Origin of the sequence: Vibrio sp. E14 (genome assembly GCF_020515785.1) — a bacterium.
Classification (GTDB): Bacteria; Pseudomonadota; Gammaproteobacteria; order Enterobacterales; family Vibrionaceae; genus Vibrio; species Vibrio diabolicus.
On sequence record NZ_JAHPJI010000001.1, the window covers coordinates 72,836 to 91,686 of the forward strand.

The following is an 18,851-nucleotide window of genomic DNA, read 5'->3' on the forward strand; positions in this document are numbered from 1 at the left end:
ATGCATTACGAGACGGTTCGGCTCATTCTTGGTGACCAACTTAATAGCGAGCATTCGTGGTTTCAACGTGTAGACGACTCGGTGCTTTACCTTGTTGCTGAGTTGAAACAAGAAAATACTTACGTTACGCATCACATTCAAAAGGTGTGTGCTTTTTTCTCTGCGATGGCGAATTTTGCCAACGAGCTGCAGGAAGAAGGGCATCAAGTTTTGCACCTTACGTTGGATGACACACAATCTTTCGAGGATCTTGCGCAAGTCTTACAACACTACGTGAGTGAAGTTGGTGCAAGTAAGTTTGAATATCAACGCCCCGACGAATACCGTTTACTAGAGCAGTTAGCCAAACTAAAGCTTGATGGGGTCGTGATGCGCAGCGTCGATTCGGAACACTTTTTGTTACCGTTTGAGGAAATAGAATCGCAGTTTCCCCAAGGTAAACACATCATGATGGAGCACTTTTATCGCCGTATGCGTAAGCGTTTCAACATTTTGATGCAAGACGATAAGCCTATTGGTGGAAAGTGGAACTACGACGCCAATAACCGAAATAAACTTAAAGCAAAAGACATTGAACAGCTGCCAAAGCCATTAATGTTTAGTCATGACGTCAGTGATATTGTCGAGCGCTTAGGTCGGCACAACATTCAAACCATAGGTAAATTAAATGGTGATTTACTTTGGCCAGTAAATCGCTCTCAAAGCTTGTCTTTACTCGCGCATTTTTGTCAGGTCTGTTTGCCACTGTTTGGTCGTTTTCAAGACGCCATGACAGGTCAGCACGAGGCTAAATGGAGCTTGTATCACAGCCGGATTTCGTTCTCGCTGAACAGCAAGCTGCTGAATCCGCGAGAGGTGATTGACGCTTCACTTAAGGCATTTCATGCCAATGCCGACATCGATATTTCTCAGGTAGAAGGTTTTATTCGTCAGATCTTGGGGTGGCGAGAGTACATCCGAGGCGTTTATTGGGCGAACATGCCTCATTACCCGAAAAAGAATGAACTGGAAGCGAGTAGAAAGCTGCCAGACTTCTTCTGGAACGGCGAAACCAAAATGGCCTGTATGCGAAACGCGATTGGCCAGTCTCTTGATTACGCTTACGCGCACCACATTCAGCGCTTGATGGTAACCGGTAACTTTTGTTTATTAACCGAGATCGACCCAGATCAAGTGGATGAATGGTATCTCGGTATCTACGTTGATGCGATTGAATGGGTAGAAATGCCCAATACGCGCGGTATGGCACTGTTTGCAGATGGTGGGATTGTTGGTACCAAACCGTATGCGGCGAGTGGCTCTTACATCAACAAAATGAGCGATTACTGTAAAGGATGTCACTACGATAACAAAGCACGCAGTGGTGAAGGTTCATGTCCGTTCAACAGCTTATATTGGCGCTTTATGAACAAACACGACAAACGCTTAGCAACGAATCCACGTATAGGGATGATTTTCCGATCTTGGGACAATATGGAAGAGCAGCAACGCCAAGCGATATTAGATACCGCAGAGCACTATATGGAAAACTTGGAGAGCTTGTAATGGACATACTGATCGTTGGTGGAAATGGCGGCATTGGATTGGCGATGGTTCAACAAGCGCTAGTTCGCTTTCCCCAAGCTCGCGTGCATGCCACTTATCGTAAGCACCAACCAGATTGGCAACACCCAAATGTAGTTTGGCATCAAGTGGATGTATCGCAGGACGAGCAGGTGAAAGCACTCGGTGAGCAAATTGAACATGTTGATTGGTTGGTGAACTGCGTTGGTATGTTGCACACCCAAGAGAAAGGCCCTGAGAAGAATCTTAGCTCGCTCGACGCAGACTTTTTTCAGCAAACCATCATGGTTAATACTTTGCCGAGTTTACTGTTGGCGAAATACTTCACGCCCAAGTTAAAACGCAGTGCCAACCCTAAGTTTGCGACCATTTCGGCCAAAGTTGGCAGTATTAGTGATAATCATTTAGGCGGTTGGTACAGCTATCGTGCATCGAAAGCCGCGTTAAATATGTTCCTCAAAACCATGTCGATTGAATGGCGGAGAATGGTCAAACACGGGACTGTACTCGCTCTTCACCCAGGCACAACAGATACGGCTTTGTCGGCACCTTTTCAAGCGAATGTACCTGAAGGAAAGCTGTTTAGCCCAGAGCGTGTCGCGCGAGACTTATGGGGATTGATTGACAAAGCAACCCCGCAGGATAGCGGGGCATTTTGGGCTTATGATGGTGCCTTGTTACCTTGGTGAAGCGCAGCTTGTGGGCCACGTTACCTTGGAAAATAAGGCTAGCAGTGCGGCATAAAGTTTTTGTGGTTCTAACTTTTGACTGATTTGTTTCTTCGGCAGCGCTCAGAACAGTAAACGACTTCGTCCCAATTTCTTGCCCATTTCTTTCTCCAAGAAAATGGGCGATGGCAAACAGAGCAGATTTTGGTTGGTAATTGTGTTTTAAAACCTTTCATCTGGTCCTCCCCATTCACCATCGTATGCCCTTGAAGTTGAATGAATACGAACTAGTTATCAAAGAGATAAAGATACTCTTCATACCCCTGCGTTTTCATTTCACTTACAGGGACAAACTTCATTGCCGCAGAGTTCATACAGTAGCGTAATCCTGTTGGCTTCGGACCGTCTTTAAAAACATGACCAAGGTGAGAATCGCCAAACTTACTGCGAACTTCCGTTCTTGGATAAATCAGCTTGTAATCGGTTTTTTCAACGATGTAACCTGGGTTGATTGGCTTAGTGAAACTTGGCCAACCCGTCCCCGATTTGTATTTATCGGTAGAAGAAAACAACGGCTCACCAGTTACGATATCAACGTAAATCCCCGCTTCTTTGTTGTCCCAATATTCGTTGTCAAACGGACGCTCGGTGCCTTCTTCTTGCGTTACGTAGTATTGCAAATCCGTTAAGTTTGATTTGATCTCGGACTTAGCAGGCTTACTGTACGCTTTCACTTTTGATATCAACTTTTTTTCTTCGATCAACTGACGAAGCGTTTTTGGGGTCTCTTTACGATCATCACCAAATACTTCATCCAAGTATTTATCTCGACCAGACGCATAGCGGTAATACTTATACTTTAAGCTGCTCTTTTTGTAGTAGTCTTGGTGATACTCTTCTGCGGGATAAAACTTCTCAAACTCGATCAGTTCTGTTTTCAACGGTTTTGGATAGATCATCGCCTTGTCGATTTCCATCATAAACTGTTCTGCGATCTGCTTTTGTTCCGCGTTATGATAGAAAATAGCAGGGCGATACTGTGGACCACGGTCGACAAAAGAGCCTTTATCGTCAGTAGGATCGATATGACGGAAAAAGTAGTCCAACACTTGCTCGTAACTAACCACTTTAGGATCGTACTTAACTTCGATCACTTCTATGTGACCTGATTTACCTGATGAAACTTGGCGATAAGTTGGGTTTTCAACATGACCACCAGAATAGCCTGATATGACATCGACTACGCCAGTCAACTGTTCCAAATCAGATTCTGTACACCAGAAACAGCCGCCAGCCAGTGTGGCGATTTCTGCATTCTCTGAAGCCTTCATCTTATCCATCGTATCGGCGGTGCCTGCTTTACTCAAAAGTAGGAACAAGACAGGAAGTGCGAAAGAGAATCCGACCAATAACTTAGATATATTCTTCATAGCTACCTCAACGTTGTTTTCCGTAGAAAGTGTGACTGAAATAAAAAGTGTTACGTATAGAGAAAGGCAACCGAGCGAAAAAATTACAGCAATGTTGAAAATTCCGTTGCCCTTTTATGCGAGAAAGCTAAAGTATCGACACGAAATACACCGCTTGATAGGGCAACGATGTCTTCAACGAGCGATGCTAAATGAGGTAAATCATGCAAGCAGAAGTTAAATGGGTAGAAGATTTTAAATTCCTTGGGCAATCTCAGTCGGGTCACTCCGTAGTGATGGATGGCAATGGCGGTGCAACGGCACCAAGCCCAATGGAAATGGTACTAATGGCCGCTGGTGGCTGTAGCTCTGTCGATGTTGTCGACGGTTTGAAAACGGCAGGACAAAAGGTCTTGTCTGTTAATGCCAAACTAACCACAGAGCGTCGTGAAACCGCACCACGTATCTTTACGCAAGTGAATATCCACTTTGAAGTTTCAGGTGACGAGCTTGACCCAGAAGTCGTAGCAAAAGTGGCGGCTGACTCGCTAGAAAAATACTGCTCGGTTTGCTTAATGCTAGGTGAAGGTGTTGAGATGACCCACAGCTGGGAAATCGTGTAAGTCGACAGACTCCACAAAATATAAAAACAGGAAAGAGAAAAGTGCAGGCTTTTCTCTTTTTTTATTCCGCAATTCACGTACCGTGTGATTAATCTGAAAGTAGTAATTGCAGGTTTTAGGAGTCTCCCAGTGACAGAACTCGAAAAAATGATGTCTGGTCAAATCTTTGATGGCATGGACAAAGAAATTGACGCAATTAGAAGTCATGCTCTTCAAGCACTTAGAGCGCTCAATAACAATACTGACGAAAGTCAGCGCGACGAATTACAAAAACAGCTGTTTGGCAAAGCGGGTCTTTGCATTGTTCAAGCACCTTTCCATTGCGAGTTCGGTAAAACCATCGAAATCGGCGAAGAAACCTTTATCAACATGAATGTGGTCATGCTTGATGGCGCTAAAATTACCATCGGGAACCACGTGCTAATCGGTCCAAGCGTGCAATTGTATACGGCTTCTCATTCTGTTGATTACCGAAGTCGCCGACGTTGGGAGACGTTTTGTAAACCTATCACGATTGAAGATGATGTGTGGATTGGTGGTAACTCCGTCATTAACCAAGGTGTAACGATTGGTGCTCGCTCGGTGATTGCGGCGAACTCGGTCGTCAACCATGATGTGCCGCCAGATTGTCTATACGGAGGCACACCTGCTAAGTTGATTCGTCGTCTCAACGAAGAAGAGTAAGAATCGATAGTGATGGTATGATGACTCGCTTTACAGGCATAAGAGAATCATGCCATCAGAAAGGGATAATTCGCCAAGGAGTCTAAGATGTCGAACAAGACAGAAGTCCTCATGTGCCCGACATGTGGGGTAGAAACGCATCATGTAGTGGTGTTAGTCAGAAAGAAAAGTGGCTTTGAAGGCGATAAAAATCGCAACAAGAAAGAGTTCATCGCTGGATTTCTCAAAAGTGTAGTGTTCGGCGCCTTCCTTGCTTCTATGGATGAATTTGAACGTCACTTGATCTGCGAAAACTGTGGTCATAAAACCATTCAACAGTAACTGATAGTCTTTCTTTCTCTGCATAAGTTCATAAGTGCGGTTTGAAGCACTGGTTATTCAAATCGCATTATCCTCTTTTAGTGCTTTTGCTCTTCTTATGTTCCTTTCTCAAAAATGAGTCACACCAGTACACATTTTAACCGCTTGGATACAGGTAAATCACTGCTATGTATAATAAATTTGGTGGGAAATACGTGTTTCAGCTCGATGTTTAACCTCTGTTCTATCGACACGTTTTGGGTCCGTAAACACTTAAATTTCGTTTGCTTTATGTTATATACAGTGCGGTTTTGTGAAATTGGTCACATTAATGTTTAATTTATAAAAAAACATTTAATGAATAGTAATTCACAAATATGCTGACCGTATGTGCTATTTAGTTTTGACTTATCCTTTGAATATTCACTTGGTGAATGCTTTGTTGGTTTTAGATTGACTGAAAGTTTGATTTTCTATTCAAACTTGTGAAGGGTTGAATAGATATATTAGAAAACATGAATTTGATCTTGTTTCTATCTTTTGTTTTAAATGCGAAATTCATTATTAACAACGGATGGTTTTGATGATTTCTCTTATGTGTATCCCACCAATTTTAGAAATTGAAAATTAAACTTTCTCAATACAATAACGACTAAAATTAAACGGAATGATGTTCTTATATTTTTTTGTATTTTAACTTATACATTTTGACTCATTCATTTTAACTGTTTTTGTTGATTTTAAGTTGTTGATAATAATTGTCTTTTGACTTTTGTTTTAATGGCGTTGCTTTGCTGCTTCTTTAACGTTGTGGTGAGTGGCTTTATTTATAAAAAGTCATTTTAAAGTACGTTTTTAAGCAAAGTAGAACACGACAATACTAAGATAAATAGTATTAAAAAATTAAATAAGGATTTAACCATAAGAGTAATTTTATGGTTGATAGGTTTATTGGGGGTGATTATCTGAATTTTTATGGAATTTCATCCCAATAATCTGTTTGTCTTTAAGTTTATTCTAATGAACTTAATTCTCATGGAAGTTTCAAAACATGCAGCACACAACAAAGTGGATGATGACGCCGCTTGCAATGTTGTTGGGTACGCTGTTTTCAGCGCCATCATTCGCGGTGGAAACGAGTGTAATTGATAGCACTAGCACGCCTGAATCTACACAAAATGAAGGAGATACGTCCTGTATTGTTTGTAAGTTTAGTGGGGCCGTTTACCTATCTTACGATACAAACATTTACGATAAAGACGACTACCGTTCTGTCCGCAATTTCTCGTGGGGAGGCGATCTCGTTTATTCCTTTTCGAGCGACACAAAAGCCTATTTTTCTACGGGTGGCTATCGTGCCCTAGAAGATGAAGTCGGCACCTACGCGACAGATTCGGTGTTGGGCTTGCAATACACGAACCTATATCGCTTTGGAGATACAGGGAAAATCGGCGTTGCGGGTCAGCTCACCATTCCAACTTCAGAAACATCTCGTAAAGATGAACTGCACACCGCGGTTCGTTTAGATGTGCCGATCTCTTTTTCAGCTTGGAGCGTCGATTTTTCGGTTTCGCCAAGATTGAGAAAAAATTTCCACGAATACAAAACCATGGGTGGACGCTCGCTGACTGAGTGGACTTACTCGTTGTTTGCTGTTGCAGAAAAGTCGTGGGAATCGTTCGCAGTGGGGATCACGGCGTTAGGTGGTAACAGCATCAGTTATCAAGGTACGCGCAGAAGCAGTTGGCAGTATGAGGGGGCGTTGTACGGCACATACGAGTTTGATGAAAGCTGGTCATTGCTACTCGCGGCGTCATCAACGGGTTTCTATCAAGATGCAGAGCGAGGCACCTTGGGCAACATCGATTTGTTGGACCAAGAGAAAGCGTCTTACATCGCGACAGTGACTTACTCCTTCTAGGAAAATAACAACAATTAAGGATATCCAAATAATGTTTAAAAAATTGACTCTGGTGTCAGCAATAACGGCCGCACTTGCAGGCTGTGGCGCAGATGATCAGGCGTATGACTATGTCGAAAGAGATGCAAAAGAAGTCGCAGTAAAAGATCTTAAAGACGGTCGTTGGTTTTACGTTCCGACGACTGGTGCCGCGCCACGCTTTGCTCTGAACCAATTCCCATTCTTGCAAGGTTCACCTCGTTACGTTGAGCTTTGTTTTACCAAAGAAGGTCTGGAAGTTCGCAGTTACGATAAAAACTACCCAGACGCGCATCTAAGCAAAGATGCTAATAATTACTGCGGTGAAGAGAAATTTGTCGCAGACGACGACGGCGTTAACTTCGCGCAAGTGCTGACGATTCCGGGTGACTTTGCGGCGTATCGCTGTCAAGAAGACGCGCATGGTGATTGCACCAACAAAGAAGAAACCAACGAAGACGCAAGCCTAAGCTACAAGAAGAAAACCCACTTCACTCCTCGCCCTGAAGATCTTGAAATTGCAGAATTCAATATGGAAGATCTGTATGGTATTACCGAGGGCATTGATGAAATTGGCGCACCACGATTGATCTCGTGGGACTTTGACCCTAAAAACGGTCTTCTCAATTTCGAACTAGAGCGCACGTTCCGTATCGATTTAGATAATATTTCCGACTACATCAACTTTGCAACGAAAGCGAGCTTGGATGAGGCGCTTGTAGATGGCGCGTTTAAATCTCGTTTCTACTACTCGTTAGTGCACGAAAGTGAAGTGGCAACTGAAGGTTACCAACCGATCTTGTACCCAGTGGGTGATGAGAACGACATTGGTTTCTTCACCACGTCGACGAAAAAGCTTAACCCAGTCACGAATAAATACGACCGTGATGTGGTTTACCTCAATCGTTTCAACCCAGATCAAGGCTCTATTAAATATTACTTGAGCGACAATTTCTTTGAAGAGAAGAACAAGTTGTTCTTGGATGCAACGCTGCAATCGATCGACAAGATGAACCAAGCGCTGAATGTATTTGGGGCGGATGCAGGCAAGCCCGAAATCGAGATTGTGAACAAAACCAAAGCGGCTGGTATTCACCCAGGCGACCTGCGTTACAACGTGATTAATCTGATTGACGAGCCTCTAGCGAACGGTCTGCTTGGCTACGGCCCGTCGGTTTCTAACCCGATGACAGGGGAAATTATCAAAGGTCACGTGAACCAGTACGCAGGCGTTGCAAGAACGGGGGTACCTTTCTACTGGGATAACTTGGCGCGATTCTACAATCGTAATCAGCTGGACTTAGATGGATTGGATCCACTGCCGACTAATAGTGAAACGGTGAAAACAGAGGTCGAGGATAGAGTTGAAGCCCTCTCGACAATGGCAGCAATGGCGAGCCTGAAATCGGATGAAAACATTTATGCGCCTTTCGTATCAAAAGAAGACATCGTTTCTGGCAAGGCGGCGACAAAGAGCCCAACTCAGCTAATGAAAAACTTCAATGATGATATGGAGTTTGAAAAGGTGGTTGCCGCTGAAGAGAACCGTTTGTCTTTTTGGGCAGAGAACAACGTCTATCCAATCGAAGCGTCGTGGGTTTCTTCAACTAACAAGGCTATGTTGGACAACTTGAAGTTGGACGACGAGCGTTACTTTGAGAGCAAACTCGATGACGCAGGTAACGAAGTATCGCGTCAGCTTAAGCGTTGGAAATACCTGCCAAAAGAGTTGCAAGTGAAAGCCGCAGATGCGATTACGGTTGCGACTTACAGCAATACGCTCGTTCACGAGCTTGGCCACAACATGGGTCTGCGCCATAACTTTAAAGGCTCAAATGACAAAGCGAACTACTACACGTTAGAGCAAGCGCATCAACTTGGTTTGAACAACATTCCTGCTTACAGTTCGACGATGGACTACGCACCAAGCATGTTGGATGAAACGCCAACTTGGGGTCTGTACGACATTGCGGCGTTTAAGTTTGGCTACGGTCGTAAAGTCGAGACGATTCAAGATTCTTCAGGCTCGGCTCCTGCACCTGTTGCGAAACCGGCAGACAGTGCGAGCGATGAAGACAAAGCGTCATACGCTCGTTACCTCGCTGATCAGCAAGCCTACCAACAAAGCTTTGCATACCAGTTTGGCAACAATCCAGACAATACATCGCTGATGGTGTGTTCTGAAGTGAAGGCGCTAACGGGGAACGAGAAAGGCAAATCACTCTACAACTGTGATTTCAGCCGATTCGATACTGCTGCATTGTCTGATGATCCTGAACTGAATGCGAAAACTCGTTATGGCGCACTTTACTACCTAGATAAAGTGAATGAAATTGAGCGTAAGTCTTACGATTTCTGTACCGATGGGAACGTTTCTCTAAACAGCGACTGTAACCGTTTTGACGAAGGTACAAACCTAGAAGAAATTGTTTCTTACGAGTGGCAGAACTATCTCGATAGCTATGATCGACGCAACTTGGAGTTATATGGGACGACGGGATTATTCTCATCCGATTATCCTGGTTACTTAGTGCGCCGTTACATGGAAATGAGCGCTATCCGTGACAAGATGGAAGATCTTGAGCGCATCGATAACCTGTACACCAATCTTGGTTACACTTCGTCAACGGATAAGCCGGGTGATTTCTTATTGCGCATTGCTTCAAACCCTCAATACTGTAGCGAAGGCAAAGCCGATAACTCATGGTTCTGTGATTACGCGAATGGGGCGAAAAAATCCGCGGCGTTCTTCCTTGATATCTTGCGCACACCAGAGCATCAATGTGTGATAGAAAATGCGGCAGGCAACCAAAAAGTGATTTCTTTTGGTCAACTGTTAGACAACAACTCACACCAAATCCCGGCTGATTACGATCTTTCAACAGCCAGCTGTTTTGATGATTTGGTAGCACGCTTTATCGAAGATTCAGATGAGGGCTATATAGCTGTTGCGGAAACTGCGAATGGACGCTTCCTAAACTCAATTGGTAGCTTTGACCCGGATTACCCTTGGTCAAATGCGGTGTCTGTGTTGGGTAACTGGCCAGACAAAGCGCTTGCGAGCTATTTCTTAGCACGTCGATTCTCGAACCGTTTTACCGATGAGGTGAGCTTTGCATCGCTGCTTGATATCCCTGGGGTGCAAGCTGAATACGAAGACATCATGGGCAACATCGTGGCAAATGACGCGTTAAATACGCCAGTCAAATTGGTGGGTAAAGACGGTAAGGAATACACCAATCTAAAAAGTGTTACTGTGAACCTACACATCACTGAGCAAATGGAGTCCCTACCACCAATGCCTCGTGGCATTGCAAGATTCCTTGATATTGGCGCAGAAGGTCGCGGACGTGTTGGCGATGTTATCCTGAGAATGGGTGTGCGCCAAATGAAGTCTTACGATTATACAGTGAAGACTCGTGGTCAATCTCAGTTTGATACGTTTACGAAGCAGCAAGACCGTTACGGTATCATCGCGGGTGACAAGGTTGAGTTTGTTATCGACGGCGAGAAGTTTGTGGCAACAAAAGCAAACAAGCTGGCTTACGACTACGCAAATCAACTGGTGACGTCCAAAGGTTACGATCTAAAAACGTACCTAGATAGCTATGAGCCTGCAACACTAAACAAGGTTGCAGAGAGCATCGATAGCGCTTGGGGGCCATTCCGAACAGCGATTGTCCCAGCGTTCCACGATCCTGTATTGCTGCTGGATGCGCCAATGGTCAACGCAATGAAGCGAACCATTGATGCGGATATCGCGGCAGGTATGCTGTCGTTTAGCCAGTCTTTCATCAACTTTACGACAGCGAATGTGACTTCGGGTGATTTGGTCATCGATGCAACTTCGGGCACATTGAGCTACAAAGGTGGTAAAGCGCACGATGAGCTGAAAGCGTTCGAAGCTTACACTGATGCGATGCTTTTGATTTACAACGATCACGCCGAAGACATGATGTTCGCGGTCGACAATGTGTACGCAGGGTACATGGCGTCTTCAGATGCTGACAAAGAACTTTGGCTGAAAGATCTCAATATGATTCAAGCGTATTTGCGTGGTGATATCGGCGCTGTGGCTGGTGATTACTACAAGATGCTTGATCGCCTACCAACTGCAGTGAGTTTCCAGTAAATAACTCTTAATTCACTCATACAAAGGCCTGCAGTAATGCAGGCCTTTTTCGTCATAGGATTGATGGAATTTAGGAGTGAAAGATGATCTGTCCGTCTTCTGTCATCACAAGTGTCGCTTTGCTTTGTTCGATAAGTTGGGCAGCATAAGAAGGGGTAACGGCCTGCATATCACCTTTAGATCGAAGAGTTAAAGACTCCCACGCTTGATCTCGATATTTCCCTGCTTGGGTGTATTGAATCAGTACTTCATAGCTTCACGCTCCGGTGTGGTTGACGTGCTACTTAAGTTAACGATCTTAGGTTGGTTACGCATCTGTTAAAAGTGAAACATTAGTTTAACCAAATGTGCCTTTCCAAATATCACGCATTGAGCAGAGCAATTTAGAATCCTTGTGATGGAAGGATGAAGAACACTTAATCTTTCGATTCATACTGCGCAATATAATGTTTGAGAGATTTGGTTTCCGCACTCTGAAACTCTTCATCGTGCATACGCAGTGCTTGGATACGGTCGAGGCGGAACTGACGGTAATCATCGCGCAATTCGCACCAGGCGACCAGCGTCCAGACTTTGCCCCAAAAGAACTGGCCTAACGGTTGGATTTTTCTTTCGGTCACTTGTCCGCTTTCATCTTGGTAATCCAAACTGACTTTAAACTGATGATCAATCGCATGGCGCAGAAGCTGCCCTCGTTTGGCAGTCTCGGATTGGGTGTGATAATCGGGCACTATCAGCGGACAATCTTCCACTTGTTGTTTGAGCTTATCGGGCAATACCGAAAGTATTTTGGTGGACGCAGAGTGAGACGCTTCGGCGAGTTCGGCATCCGACCAGGCTCGAACCATCCGCATACCCAGTTCAAGCGCCATCATCTCTTTTTCTGAGAACATCAAAGGCGGCAGATGAGAGCCAGCTTGCAATAGATAGCCAACACCTGCTTCACCTTGAATAGGAACACCAGAACTAAGCAACGACTGAATATCGCGATAAATCGTACGTTCGCTAACTTCCATTCTTTCTGCGAGCTCTTTCGCTGTCACGGCGTAACGCTTTGCGCGCAAAAGCGTCAGTAGCTCAAACAGTCGTTCTGATTTGCTCATGATGTTCCTTATCTAGACCTACTGGTTGTTAGTGGTAGTGTGGCTGATTACTTCTCTAGCTCACTGCACATTTTTAAGTTGTGATGTTTAAGCTCGAAGCTTTCGCAGTCAATCATTGATAACAGAGGCTGAAATTCAACGGCTTGCTTAATCTGTTTTCCCGCCTGTTTTGCATCGTCCATTGAACGCCAGTAAATGATGTCTGTCCACACCTCGTCCGTCGCTTCGTGACTGAGTGAGCGATACAAAAAGCCCGGCAGATTCTTCACAAACGTTTGTGACTGCTTGGCGGCGGCGATCACGTCTTGCTCTGTTGTGCCTGCTGTTAGACGAAATTGCACAGTTTCGATAATGGTTTCCATATTGTGATTCCTTATTGGTTTTGGCGGATTGCCTGTTGAGTTCCAAATAAGGTTACGCGGACGGAATGTCAGAACATGTCAGTAGTGAACTCTCACTCACTTATTATCAATATGGTTATTTTTCTGGGCTGTTGTAACGATCCCAGTAAGGTAAATCTGTGCCGAGTTTTTCGCTGATAAAATCGATAAAGGCTCTTACTTTCAACGGCATGTGCTTGCGCTCAGGGAACACCGCATAAATGGCATGTTCTGGTAGAGAATACTCTTCCATCACCGGTTTTAGATTTCCTGCGCCAAAGTCTCTTCCTGCAATAAACGTCGGTAGTTGCGCAATGCCCGAACCTCTTAACAGCAACTGACGAATGGCTTCGCTGTTATTGACGATAAAGTTTCCTTTTGGAAGCACCTTGTATTCGCTACCATTGTTGATGAACATCCATTCGACGCCGCCACGGAAATAGGAGTAGCGCAGGCAGTTGTGACTGACTAAATCACTTGGTTTTTGTGGTGTGCCGAACTCCGCTAAGTAATCTGGCGAGGCACAAAGCACACTTTTGCAAGGGGCGAGACGTTTTGCGATTAGATTGGAAGAGGTGAGTTCACCAATACGGATCCCCAAGTCAAAACCGTCTTTAACCAAATCGACCATTTTGTCTTCGAGGTTTAAATCCACTTCAATTTTCGGGTAACGAGCGAGAAACTCGCTGATCAAAGGCGCGATATGCAGCACACCGAAAGACATCGGCACGGTAATTTTGAGCCGACCTTGTGGAGAGCCTTGCAGTTCCGATACCGCGTCTACGCCTTGCTGGGCTAGGTTGAGCGCTTGAGAGGCGTACTCAAAATAGCGTTCTCCCGCTTCGGTCAGGCTCAGCTTACGCGTGGTTCGGTTAAGGAGACGAATGCCCAAATCGTCTTCTAGTTGGTTGATGCGTTTGCTGATCGCCGATTTCGTCAGATTCAGCTGTTTGGCCGCAAGGGAAAAGCTGCCGCATTCGACAACAGCAACAAAAACGGGCAGGGAGGCAATCGCGTTCACATCAATCTCCTATTATCATGAAGCATTTATTGTTGAGCAAAAGGATACAATTAATTTCCAATTATAGAGATTATCTTCAAGAAGAAAACAATCTAGACTATGCACCAGTATTACGACCTTGATTTTGGGAAGAAGAAATGAAGTACGATTGGATCCTGTTTGACGCTGACGAAACCTTATTCCACTTTGATGCTTTCAAAGGTTTGCAGCTTATGTTTTCTCGCAAAGGCGTAGATTTTACTGAACAAGATTTTGCTCATTACCAAACCGTAAACAAACCGCTTTGGGTGGATTACCAAGATGGCAAAGTAACGGCAGATGAGCTAAAACATAACCGCTTTACCGAGTGGGCTGAGAAGTTGAATACCACAACAGCAGATCTCAATAGCGCATTTTTAGAAGCAATGGCCGATATTTGCAGTTTGTTGCCAGGTGCAAAAGAGCTGATGGAAGCGCTGCAAGGCAAAGCTAAAATGGGCATCATCACCAACGGTTTTACAGAGTTGCAAGCGATCCGCCTTGAGCGCACAGGGATGACTGAGTACTTCGATAAAGTGGTGATCTCTGAACAAGTGGGCGTCGCAAAACCGGACTTAGGCATTTTTGAATACGCGATGCAGCAAATGGGCAACCCATGCAAAACGCGTGTACTGATGGTGGGTGACAACCTGCATTCCGATATTCTTGGTGGCAATAACTTTGGTATTGAAACTTGCTGGTTAAATACCACAGGCGCAAGCGTTGATGAGCGTATCGCACCAAATTACACCGTTGAGTCTTTGAGTGAACTAAAGAACATTTTGGTGGCGTAACCGAATCGGGTATTATTCCGCAGTAACCCTCAGAAAAATCAAGGAATAACCATGTCAGACATCAAACAGCTAGACAGCAAAGTCGTTTACCAGAACAAGTGGATGACGGTGCGTGAGGACAAAATTTTACGTCCGAGCGGCGCAGAGGGCATCTATGGTGTGGTCGACAAACCTGATTGTGCTGCGATTCTGGCTATCGATAACGGGATGATTCACTTGGTTCAGCAGTACCGTTACACCGTAGGTCAACGTTGTTGGGAGATCCCACAAGGGGCGTGGGAATCAAACCCAGATGCGGATCATCTTGAGCTTGCCAAAGGTGAGCTACGTGAAGAAACGGGCATGCAGGCGAGCGCAATGGCGTATGTCGGCGCGCAGTTTATCGCATACGGCTTTTTGAATCAGACATGTCACGTCTACTTCGCCAGTGACTTAACGGACGTGGGCAATCAACTCGACAGTGAAGAAGAGGATTTGATCACTCGCGCTTTTTCTGTTGAGGAGTTCGAACAGATGATGATCGACGGCACGATCAAAGATTGTGTCACCATCGCCGCTTATGGTTTGGCGAAGCTGAAGAAATTCATTTAGTTATCCATGACGATTTTTTAATGAAAACAGCGGCCTAGTGCCGCTGTTTTTAGTTTGGGTGAGTTCGTTGAGCCATCGCTTACTCGTCGATTTTCTTACCTAAGATTTCCACTTGCGCTTTTTTGGTCACCCCCGCGACTTGCAGCGCTGTGCTGCCAACCGATTCATAGTTCAACTCGATCTTGTCTAATTTCGCGTTATCTTTTGTTGGTAGGCTTAAGCTTCTTGATGACATGCCTTTAGTCAGAACCCCTAAACTGTCGAACGTCTTTTCCTGACCATCTTTCATGATTACTTTAACGCTTTTCAGATCGACCGTACCTTGCGTACATTTGATTTTTATGTGGCTGAAACGAGCGTTAGCAAATGGGGACAGTGGATTGACTGTGTCGGTTTCCGATTTAAAACTGACGGTTTTATCTGCAATCTTGTCCCAATCGTTGTCTCCAGCAACCGATTGGAAAGAGGCTACAGCCGCTAAAAGACAGAGTGCGATGGTGTTGAACAGTTTCATAGCTTTTCCTTACCTTAGGTTTAGATATTCTGTTTAATCAGTTCGATGACGTGTGTGACTTCGTCTTGAGTTAAAGCCCCTTCTTTCACGAATAAAACTTCGCCTTGTTTATTTTGTACGATAATCGCAGAACTTTCTTGCTGTAGATCCCAAGTTGTTGCTAATACGCCATTTTTGTCTAACACCATGGAAGACCAAGAGAATGTCTTTTTGCTGTCCTCTGCCGACGATTTAACAAATGTACCGGTTCCCCAAATGGCGTCTTCTTGGTTGATCACGGTTGTGGTCTGATACTGATCTTCAGGAAAGTGAGCGGCAGTGATTGCTGACATCAGCGGCGCGTTCATCTCTTTGGCTTTACTACGACCTGCAATGGCTTGTATCACACGGACTTTGCCTAACATCTGCTGAGTTGCCCAAGGTTGATAAGCCACATCGTCTCCTTGCAGCGTCATTTCGCCATAGGTATCAATGCTGACGGAAGGGGTGGTTTGACCGACAGAAAGGTTATGAGAGAAGGCGAATGTCGGGGCGAGTGCGAGTAAGAGTGACAGAACAGATGGAGTTTTCATTGGGGGTTCCTGTAACGAAGTGAGGTTAGAGCGAATCAAAATAAGGGGCAAATACGATGCCCCTTATCGGATGTGGCGTTTAGTTAGAAAGTACAACGCGCGCATTTAGCGGTTGCAGCGGACGATTGTTTTGTCCCATGACTTCCATCAGTTTCGCGGCTTGATCTTTGGATAAGGTTTGAGTGTCTTTAAGCACAAACCAGCGCACACCTTCTGAACATGGTGGTGTGGTTAAAGAGCCGTTAAATCGATAGTAGTTTGCAGTTTTTGGCAGTAAGTCGTTAATCTCAAACGTATCTTTAAAGAAAGTGGTTTGATTCTCTTGTGGGATTGCGCTGATCAGTTTAGACAGTGCTGCGTTTTGACCGCCAGCATCAAACATCACCGAAATTACCGCCAACTCGCCGTCTGCGTTGGCGTGTACAAAGTGCGCTTCAAGTGGATATTGGCGGCCTTTGATTTGGTTTTCTGAAGGTGTGTGGAAATGGAACTGTTGCAGCTCGAACGTCTCGCCATCGATGGTGAAGCTGTTACGTCCGTTCACTTGCGCTTGCAGCGTATGACCATTGTTGGTTAAACCAATGACCTGACCAGTGTACGAAAGGTTCAGTGCTTCCAGTTTTGCGTCGGCTGGGTTGTCGATGTTGATTGGGCTTTGGTTTTTCGTGGTTGCGCAGTCTTTGGCGATTTCTCCCCAGTGTTCTGGCCCGTGTTTGTCATTGCCATAGCCCCATTCAGAAGCCTGAGCAGCGCTTAGAGTGAGAAGTGAGAGTGAAAAAGCAAGTAGTGTTTTGTTCATAATAATGTCTCTGTTCGGTCGCTTTGATAAGCGTTGTTACAAGGCAATGACCTAGAGGTTTGATCACTGCCTGACAAATTAGAAACGGTGGCTGAGTTGGGCACCAATTAGGAACGCATTTGAATGGGTCACGCCCGTTACCATCGGTGCAGGAACACCTTCATACGCGTACTCTTCTACGTTGACATCTTCACCAATCAAGTACGTCATGCCGATGTCAACCGTGGTATCTGATGACCATTGGTAAGAGGCTCCCGCAGATAACCAGTGGCGGTTCGAATCTGGAATAGAAAGCGAAGTCAGCTCATCGACAGGTGTTTTGTCGAACATGTAACCCGTGCGAAGTGTCCAACGTTCATTGGCGTACCAAGTCGCACCGATGGAGTAGTGCGCGGAGTCTTGCCACTGAAAATCTTTTAGCAACTGATCATCAGCTTTCAAGCTGTCAAATGCTGACCAACCAATCCACTGCACAGAATAGTGCAGGGCAAATTTAGGTAAGACGCGGTGATAACCGGAAAACTCCGCAATATCCGGTAGCGGCATAGCAAGCGAGTCGTACGATTCGCCAGCAAAGTGGATGTCGCCCTTGGCATCTATGTTAGGGCTGTGCTTGTAGCTTAAACTTAAGCGATGACGTTCGTTAAACTCGTACATCATGCCAATGTTCGCGCCAAGCCCAATGCCGCCAGCTTCCACATCAAGTGCGTTGCCTTTTACGGATCCACAGCGTTGTTCTAGTTCGTTTCCAAGTATGTTCCCACCAACGCAAACACCCACGTCCATATCGCGGTACAGCTCACCAGAGCCGTAAATCACATCAATACCACCACCGATACTAAAACGATCGTTCACCTTGTATGCCAAGCTTGCGCCAAGGTTGACACTCGCTACGCTGGTGACACCGCCAAAAACAGGTGCGCCATAGTTTGGTTTAAACTCCATGTCGGTTCCGAAGTTGGAGTATGCCGATAAGCCTAGATACCAGTCGTCGTTGATAGGGTGAATAAAGTAAAAATTGGGTACAACGGCTGGTTGACCAACGCCATCGACGTCATCAATGTCGGTCACGGTCTCTGATGGGGTAACACTTACACTTGGTGGTTGAAGGTTGGGTATCAATCCACCTCCCATGCTAACATCGACATCCGCATTAATATTAGCTCGATGATATTGCGCATTTTTAACGGTAACGTCAGGTTTGACGTAAGTGACACCGAACGATAAGGCATTTTGTTTAAACAGCGTCATCGCTGCGGCGTTGCGGCTGACTACAGACGCATTATCACCAATGACGGCATCACCAGCAAAAGCACGACCAAGACCCGTCGCCGAATGTTCGTTAATTTGAAAACCACCGGCATACGCCGTCGATGAGGCTAAACCGATTAATAAATAAATCGGTGAAAGAGTGAATTGTCGCTGCATGTTTTTTCTCATGAATTAATTAGAGGTTGTATTGCAACGAAAAGCAGTAAAATAAACAAATCTGACCAGTATATTTAGGGGTAAAACTAACAGTATGTTGACAATAAATAAATTTAACTTAATAAATATTTATTGATGAATTTATTAATGGTTCATGTCGTGAATGTGGTGATTATTTTACGTGTAAATTAAACTCAGAGCCTCTATTTTTATTTTTGCGGTATTACTTCTCTATTTTTATTGTGCTGACTGTTCCCTAACAAACAGAGGCAAATCCAGCGATAAAGTGTCCGTGATGGAAACTCTGAGTCAT

At 45.0% G+C, this 18,851-nt stretch carries 18 protein-coding genes; 9 read left to right on the forward strand and 9 right to left on the reverse strand.

Features of this window, described 5'->3' with window-relative positions:
* Both LIX84_RS00330 and LIX84_RS00335 read left to right on the forward strand, forming a co-directional pair.
* A complete protein-coding gene (locus tag LIX84_RS00330; protein WP_226420318.1) occupies window positions 1-1,545 on the forward strand; it encodes a cryptochrome/photolyase family protein in 1,545 nt (514 codons plus the stop codon).
* On the forward strand, window positions 1,545-2,252 hold the full coding sequence (locus tag LIX84_RS00335) for an SDR family oxidoreductase (protein WP_226420319.1): 708 nt from the start codon (window positions 1,545-1,547) through the stop codon (window positions 2,250-2,252). Before LIX84_RS00330 ends, LIX84_RS00335 begins: the two co-directional genes overlap by 1 nt.
* Before the next feature lie 68 nt (window positions 2,253-2,320).
* On the opposite strand, the gene LIX84_RS00340 is transcribed toward LIX84_RS00335, so the two are convergent.
* Together LIX84_RS00340 and msrB are read right to left on the reverse strand one after the other, a co-directional pair.
* The gene (locus LIX84_RS00340) at window positions 2,321-2,467 is read right to left on the reverse strand and encodes a DUF2256 domain-containing protein (protein ID WP_074189751.1); all 147 of its coding nucleotides are present in this window, start codon (window positions 2,465-2,467) and stop codon (window positions 2,321-2,323) included.
* 51 nt (window positions 2,468-2,518) lie between these two features.
* Window positions 2,519-3,661: a peptide-methionine (R)-S-oxide reductase MsrB gene (gene msrB / locus LIX84_RS00345; RefSeq protein ID WP_226420320.1), complete on the reverse strand. Its 1,143-nt coding sequence runs from the start codon at window positions 3,659-3,661 to the stop codon at window positions 2,519-2,521.
* 203 nt (window positions 3,662-3,864) lie between these two features.
* Here msrB and LIX84_RS00350 point away from each other — a divergent pair, with 203 nt between their 5' ends.
* From LIX84_RS00350 to LIX84_RS00370, 5 genes are all read left to right on the forward strand, one after another.
* The gene (locus tag LIX84_RS00350) at window positions 3,865-4,263 is read left to right on the forward strand and encodes an OsmC family protein (RefSeq protein WP_005393675.1); all 399 of its coding nucleotides are present in this window, start codon (window positions 3,865-3,867) and stop codon (window positions 4,261-4,263) included.
* Between the two features lie 129 nt (window positions 4,264-4,392).
* Complete coding sequence (locus LIX84_RS00355; RefSeq protein WP_005393677.1) at window positions 4,393-4,947, forward strand: sugar O-acetyltransferase; 555 nt, start codon at window positions 4,393-4,395, stop codon at window positions 4,945-4,947.
* An 87-nt stretch (window positions 4,948-5,034) separates the two neighbouring features.
* Window positions 5,035-5,268 (forward strand): hypothetical protein, encoded by a 234-nt coding sequence (locus LIX84_RS00360; RefSeq protein WP_005393681.1) that lies wholly within the window; start codon window positions 5,035-5,037, stop codon window positions 5,266-5,268.
* A gap of 1,030 nt (window positions 5,269-6,298) precedes the next feature.
* The gene (locus tag LIX84_RS00365) at window positions 6,299-7,168 is read left to right on the forward strand and encodes a hypothetical protein (protein WP_005479976.1); all 870 of its coding nucleotides are present in this window, start codon (window positions 6,299-6,301) and stop codon (window positions 7,166-7,168) included.
* Window positions 7,169-7,199: 31 nt separating this feature from the next.
* Window positions 7,200-11,318 (forward strand): M66 family metalloprotease, encoded by a 4,119-nt coding sequence (locus tag LIX84_RS00370; RefSeq protein ID WP_226420321.1) that lies wholly within the window; start codon window positions 7,200-7,202, stop codon window positions 11,316-11,318.
* A gap of 416 nt (window positions 11,319-11,734) precedes the next feature.
* Here LIX84_RS00370 and LIX84_RS00375 read toward each other — a convergent pair whose 3' ends face one another.
* The 3 genes from LIX84_RS00375 to LIX84_RS00385 all read right to left on the reverse strand — a co-directional run bounded on the left by LIX84_RS00375 (window position 11,735) and on the right by LIX84_RS00385 (window position 13,822).
* Window positions 11,735-12,421, reverse strand: coding sequence for a helix-turn-helix transcriptional regulator (locus LIX84_RS00375; RefSeq protein WP_005497912.1), 687 nt, complete (start codon window positions 12,419-12,421; stop codon window positions 11,735-11,737).
* A 47-nt stretch (window positions 12,422-12,468) separates the two neighbouring features.
* Window positions 12,469-12,783, reverse strand: a complete 315-nt coding sequence (locus LIX84_RS00380) for a hypothetical protein (protein WP_226420322.1) — start codon at window positions 12,781-12,783, stop codon at window positions 12,469-12,471.
* 115 nt (window positions 12,784-12,898) lie between these two features.
* Window positions 12,899-13,822: a LysR family transcriptional regulator gene (locus tag LIX84_RS00385; protein ID WP_226420323.1), complete on the reverse strand. Its 924-nt coding sequence runs from the start codon at window positions 13,820-13,822 to the stop codon at window positions 12,899-12,901.
* 137 nt (window positions 13,823-13,959) lie between these two features.
* Between LIX84_RS00385 and yjjG the strand changes: the two genes are divergently transcribed.
* The gene (gene yjjG / locus LIX84_RS00390) at window positions 13,960-14,634 is read left to right on the forward strand and encodes a pyrimidine 5'-nucleotidase (protein WP_029800868.1); all 675 of its coding nucleotides are present in this window, start codon (window positions 13,960-13,962) and stop codon (window positions 14,632-14,634) included.
* Between the two features lie 51 nt (window positions 14,635-14,685).
* A complete protein-coding gene (locus LIX84_RS00395; RefSeq protein WP_020834877.1) occupies window positions 14,686-15,225 on the forward strand; it encodes an NUDIX domain-containing protein in 540 nt (179 codons plus the stop codon).
* Window positions 15,226-15,304: 79 nt separating this feature from the next.
* Here the strand turns inward: LIX84_RS00395 and LIX84_RS00400 are convergent, their stop codons facing one another.
* From LIX84_RS00400 to LIX84_RS00415, 4 genes are all read right to left on the reverse strand, one after another.
* Window positions 15,305-15,739: a hypothetical protein gene (locus LIX84_RS00400; RefSeq protein ID WP_005480927.1), complete on the reverse strand. Its 435-nt coding sequence runs from the start codon at window positions 15,737-15,739 to the stop codon at window positions 15,305-15,307.
* 20 nt (window positions 15,740-15,759) lie between these two features.
* Window positions 15,760-16,311: a YtfJ family protein gene (locus LIX84_RS00405; RefSeq protein WP_042523371.1), complete on the reverse strand. Its 552-nt coding sequence runs from the start codon at window positions 16,309-16,311 to the stop codon at window positions 15,760-15,762.
* A 79-nt stretch (window positions 16,312-16,390) separates the two neighbouring features.
* Window positions 16,391-17,110: a carbonic anhydrase gene (locus LIX84_RS00410; protein ID WP_069515017.1), complete on the reverse strand. Its 720-nt coding sequence runs from the start codon at window positions 17,108-17,110 to the stop codon at window positions 16,391-16,393.
* A 78-nt stretch (window positions 17,111-17,188) separates the two neighbouring features.
* Window positions 17,189-18,538 carry an OmpP1/FadL family transporter gene (locus tag LIX84_RS00415; protein ID WP_226420324.1) on the reverse strand — a complete coding sequence of 450 codons (1,350 nt, stop codon included), beginning with the start codon at window positions 18,536-18,538 and terminating at the stop codon, window positions 17,189-17,191.
* Window positions 18,539-18,851 lie beyond the last annotated feature (313 nt).

Excerpts from the sequence above, each read along its gene's own strand:
- LIX84_RS00410 (WP_069515017.1), bottom strand. The coding sequence starts at position 17,110 with ATGAACAAAACACTACTTGCTTTTTCACTCTCACTTCTCACTCTAAGC.
- LIX84_RS00405 (WP_042523371.1), bottom strand. The coding sequence starts at position 16,311 with ATGAAAACTCCATCTGTTCTGTCACTCTTACTCGCACTCGCCCCGACA.
- LIX84_RS00400 (WP_005480927.1), bottom strand. The coding sequence starts at position 15,739 with ATGAAACTGTTCAACACCATCGCACTCTGTCTTTTAGCGGCTGTAGCC.
- LIX84_RS00330 (WP_226420318.1), top strand. The coding sequence starts at position 1 with ATGCATTACGAGACGGTTCGGCTCATTCTTGGTGACCAACTTAATAGC.
- msrB (WP_226420320.1), bottom strand. The coding sequence starts at position 3,661 with ATGAAGAATATATCTAAGTTATTGGTCGGATTCTCTTTCGCACTTCCT.
- LIX84_RS00365 (WP_005479976.1), top strand. The coding sequence starts at position 6,299 with ATGCAGCACACAACAAAGTGGATGATGACGCCGCTTGCAATGTTGTTG.
- yjjG (WP_029800868.1), top strand. The coding sequence starts at position 13,960 with ATGAAGTACGATTGGATCCTGTTTGACGCTGACGAAACCTTATTCCAC.
- LIX84_RS00375 (WP_005497912.1), bottom strand. The coding sequence starts at position 12,421 with ATGAGCAAATCAGAACGACTGTTTGAGCTACTGACGCTTTTGCGCGCA.
- LIX84_RS00380 (WP_226420322.1), bottom strand. The coding sequence starts at position 12,783 with ATGGAAACCATTATCGAAACTGTGCAATTTCGTCTAACAGCAGGCACA.
- LIX84_RS00340 (WP_074189751.1), bottom strand. The coding sequence starts at position 2,467 with ATGAAAGGTTTTAAAACACAATTACCAACCAAAATCTGCTCTGTTTGC.
- LIX84_RS00370 (WP_226420321.1), top strand. The coding sequence starts at position 7,200 with ATGTTTAAAAAATTGACTCTGGTGTCAGCAATAACGGCCGCACTTGCA.
- LIX84_RS00335 (WP_226420319.1), top strand. The coding sequence starts at position 1,545 with ATGGACATACTGATCGTTGGTGGAAATGGCGGCATTGGATTGGCGATG.
- LIX84_RS00360 (WP_005393681.1), top strand. The coding sequence starts at position 5,035 with ATGTCGAACAAGACAGAAGTCCTCATGTGCCCGACATGTGGGGTAGAA.
- LIX84_RS00395 (WP_020834877.1), top strand. The coding sequence starts at position 14,686 with ATGTCAGACATCAAACAGCTAGACAGCAAAGTCGTTTACCAGAACAAG.
- LIX84_RS00415 (WP_226420324.1), bottom strand. The coding sequence starts at position 18,538 with ATGCAGCGACAATTCACTCTTTCACCGATTTATTTATTAATCGGTTTA.
- LIX84_RS00350 (WP_005393675.1), top strand. The coding sequence starts at position 3,865 with ATGCAAGCAGAAGTTAAATGGGTAGAAGATTTTAAATTCCTTGGGCAA.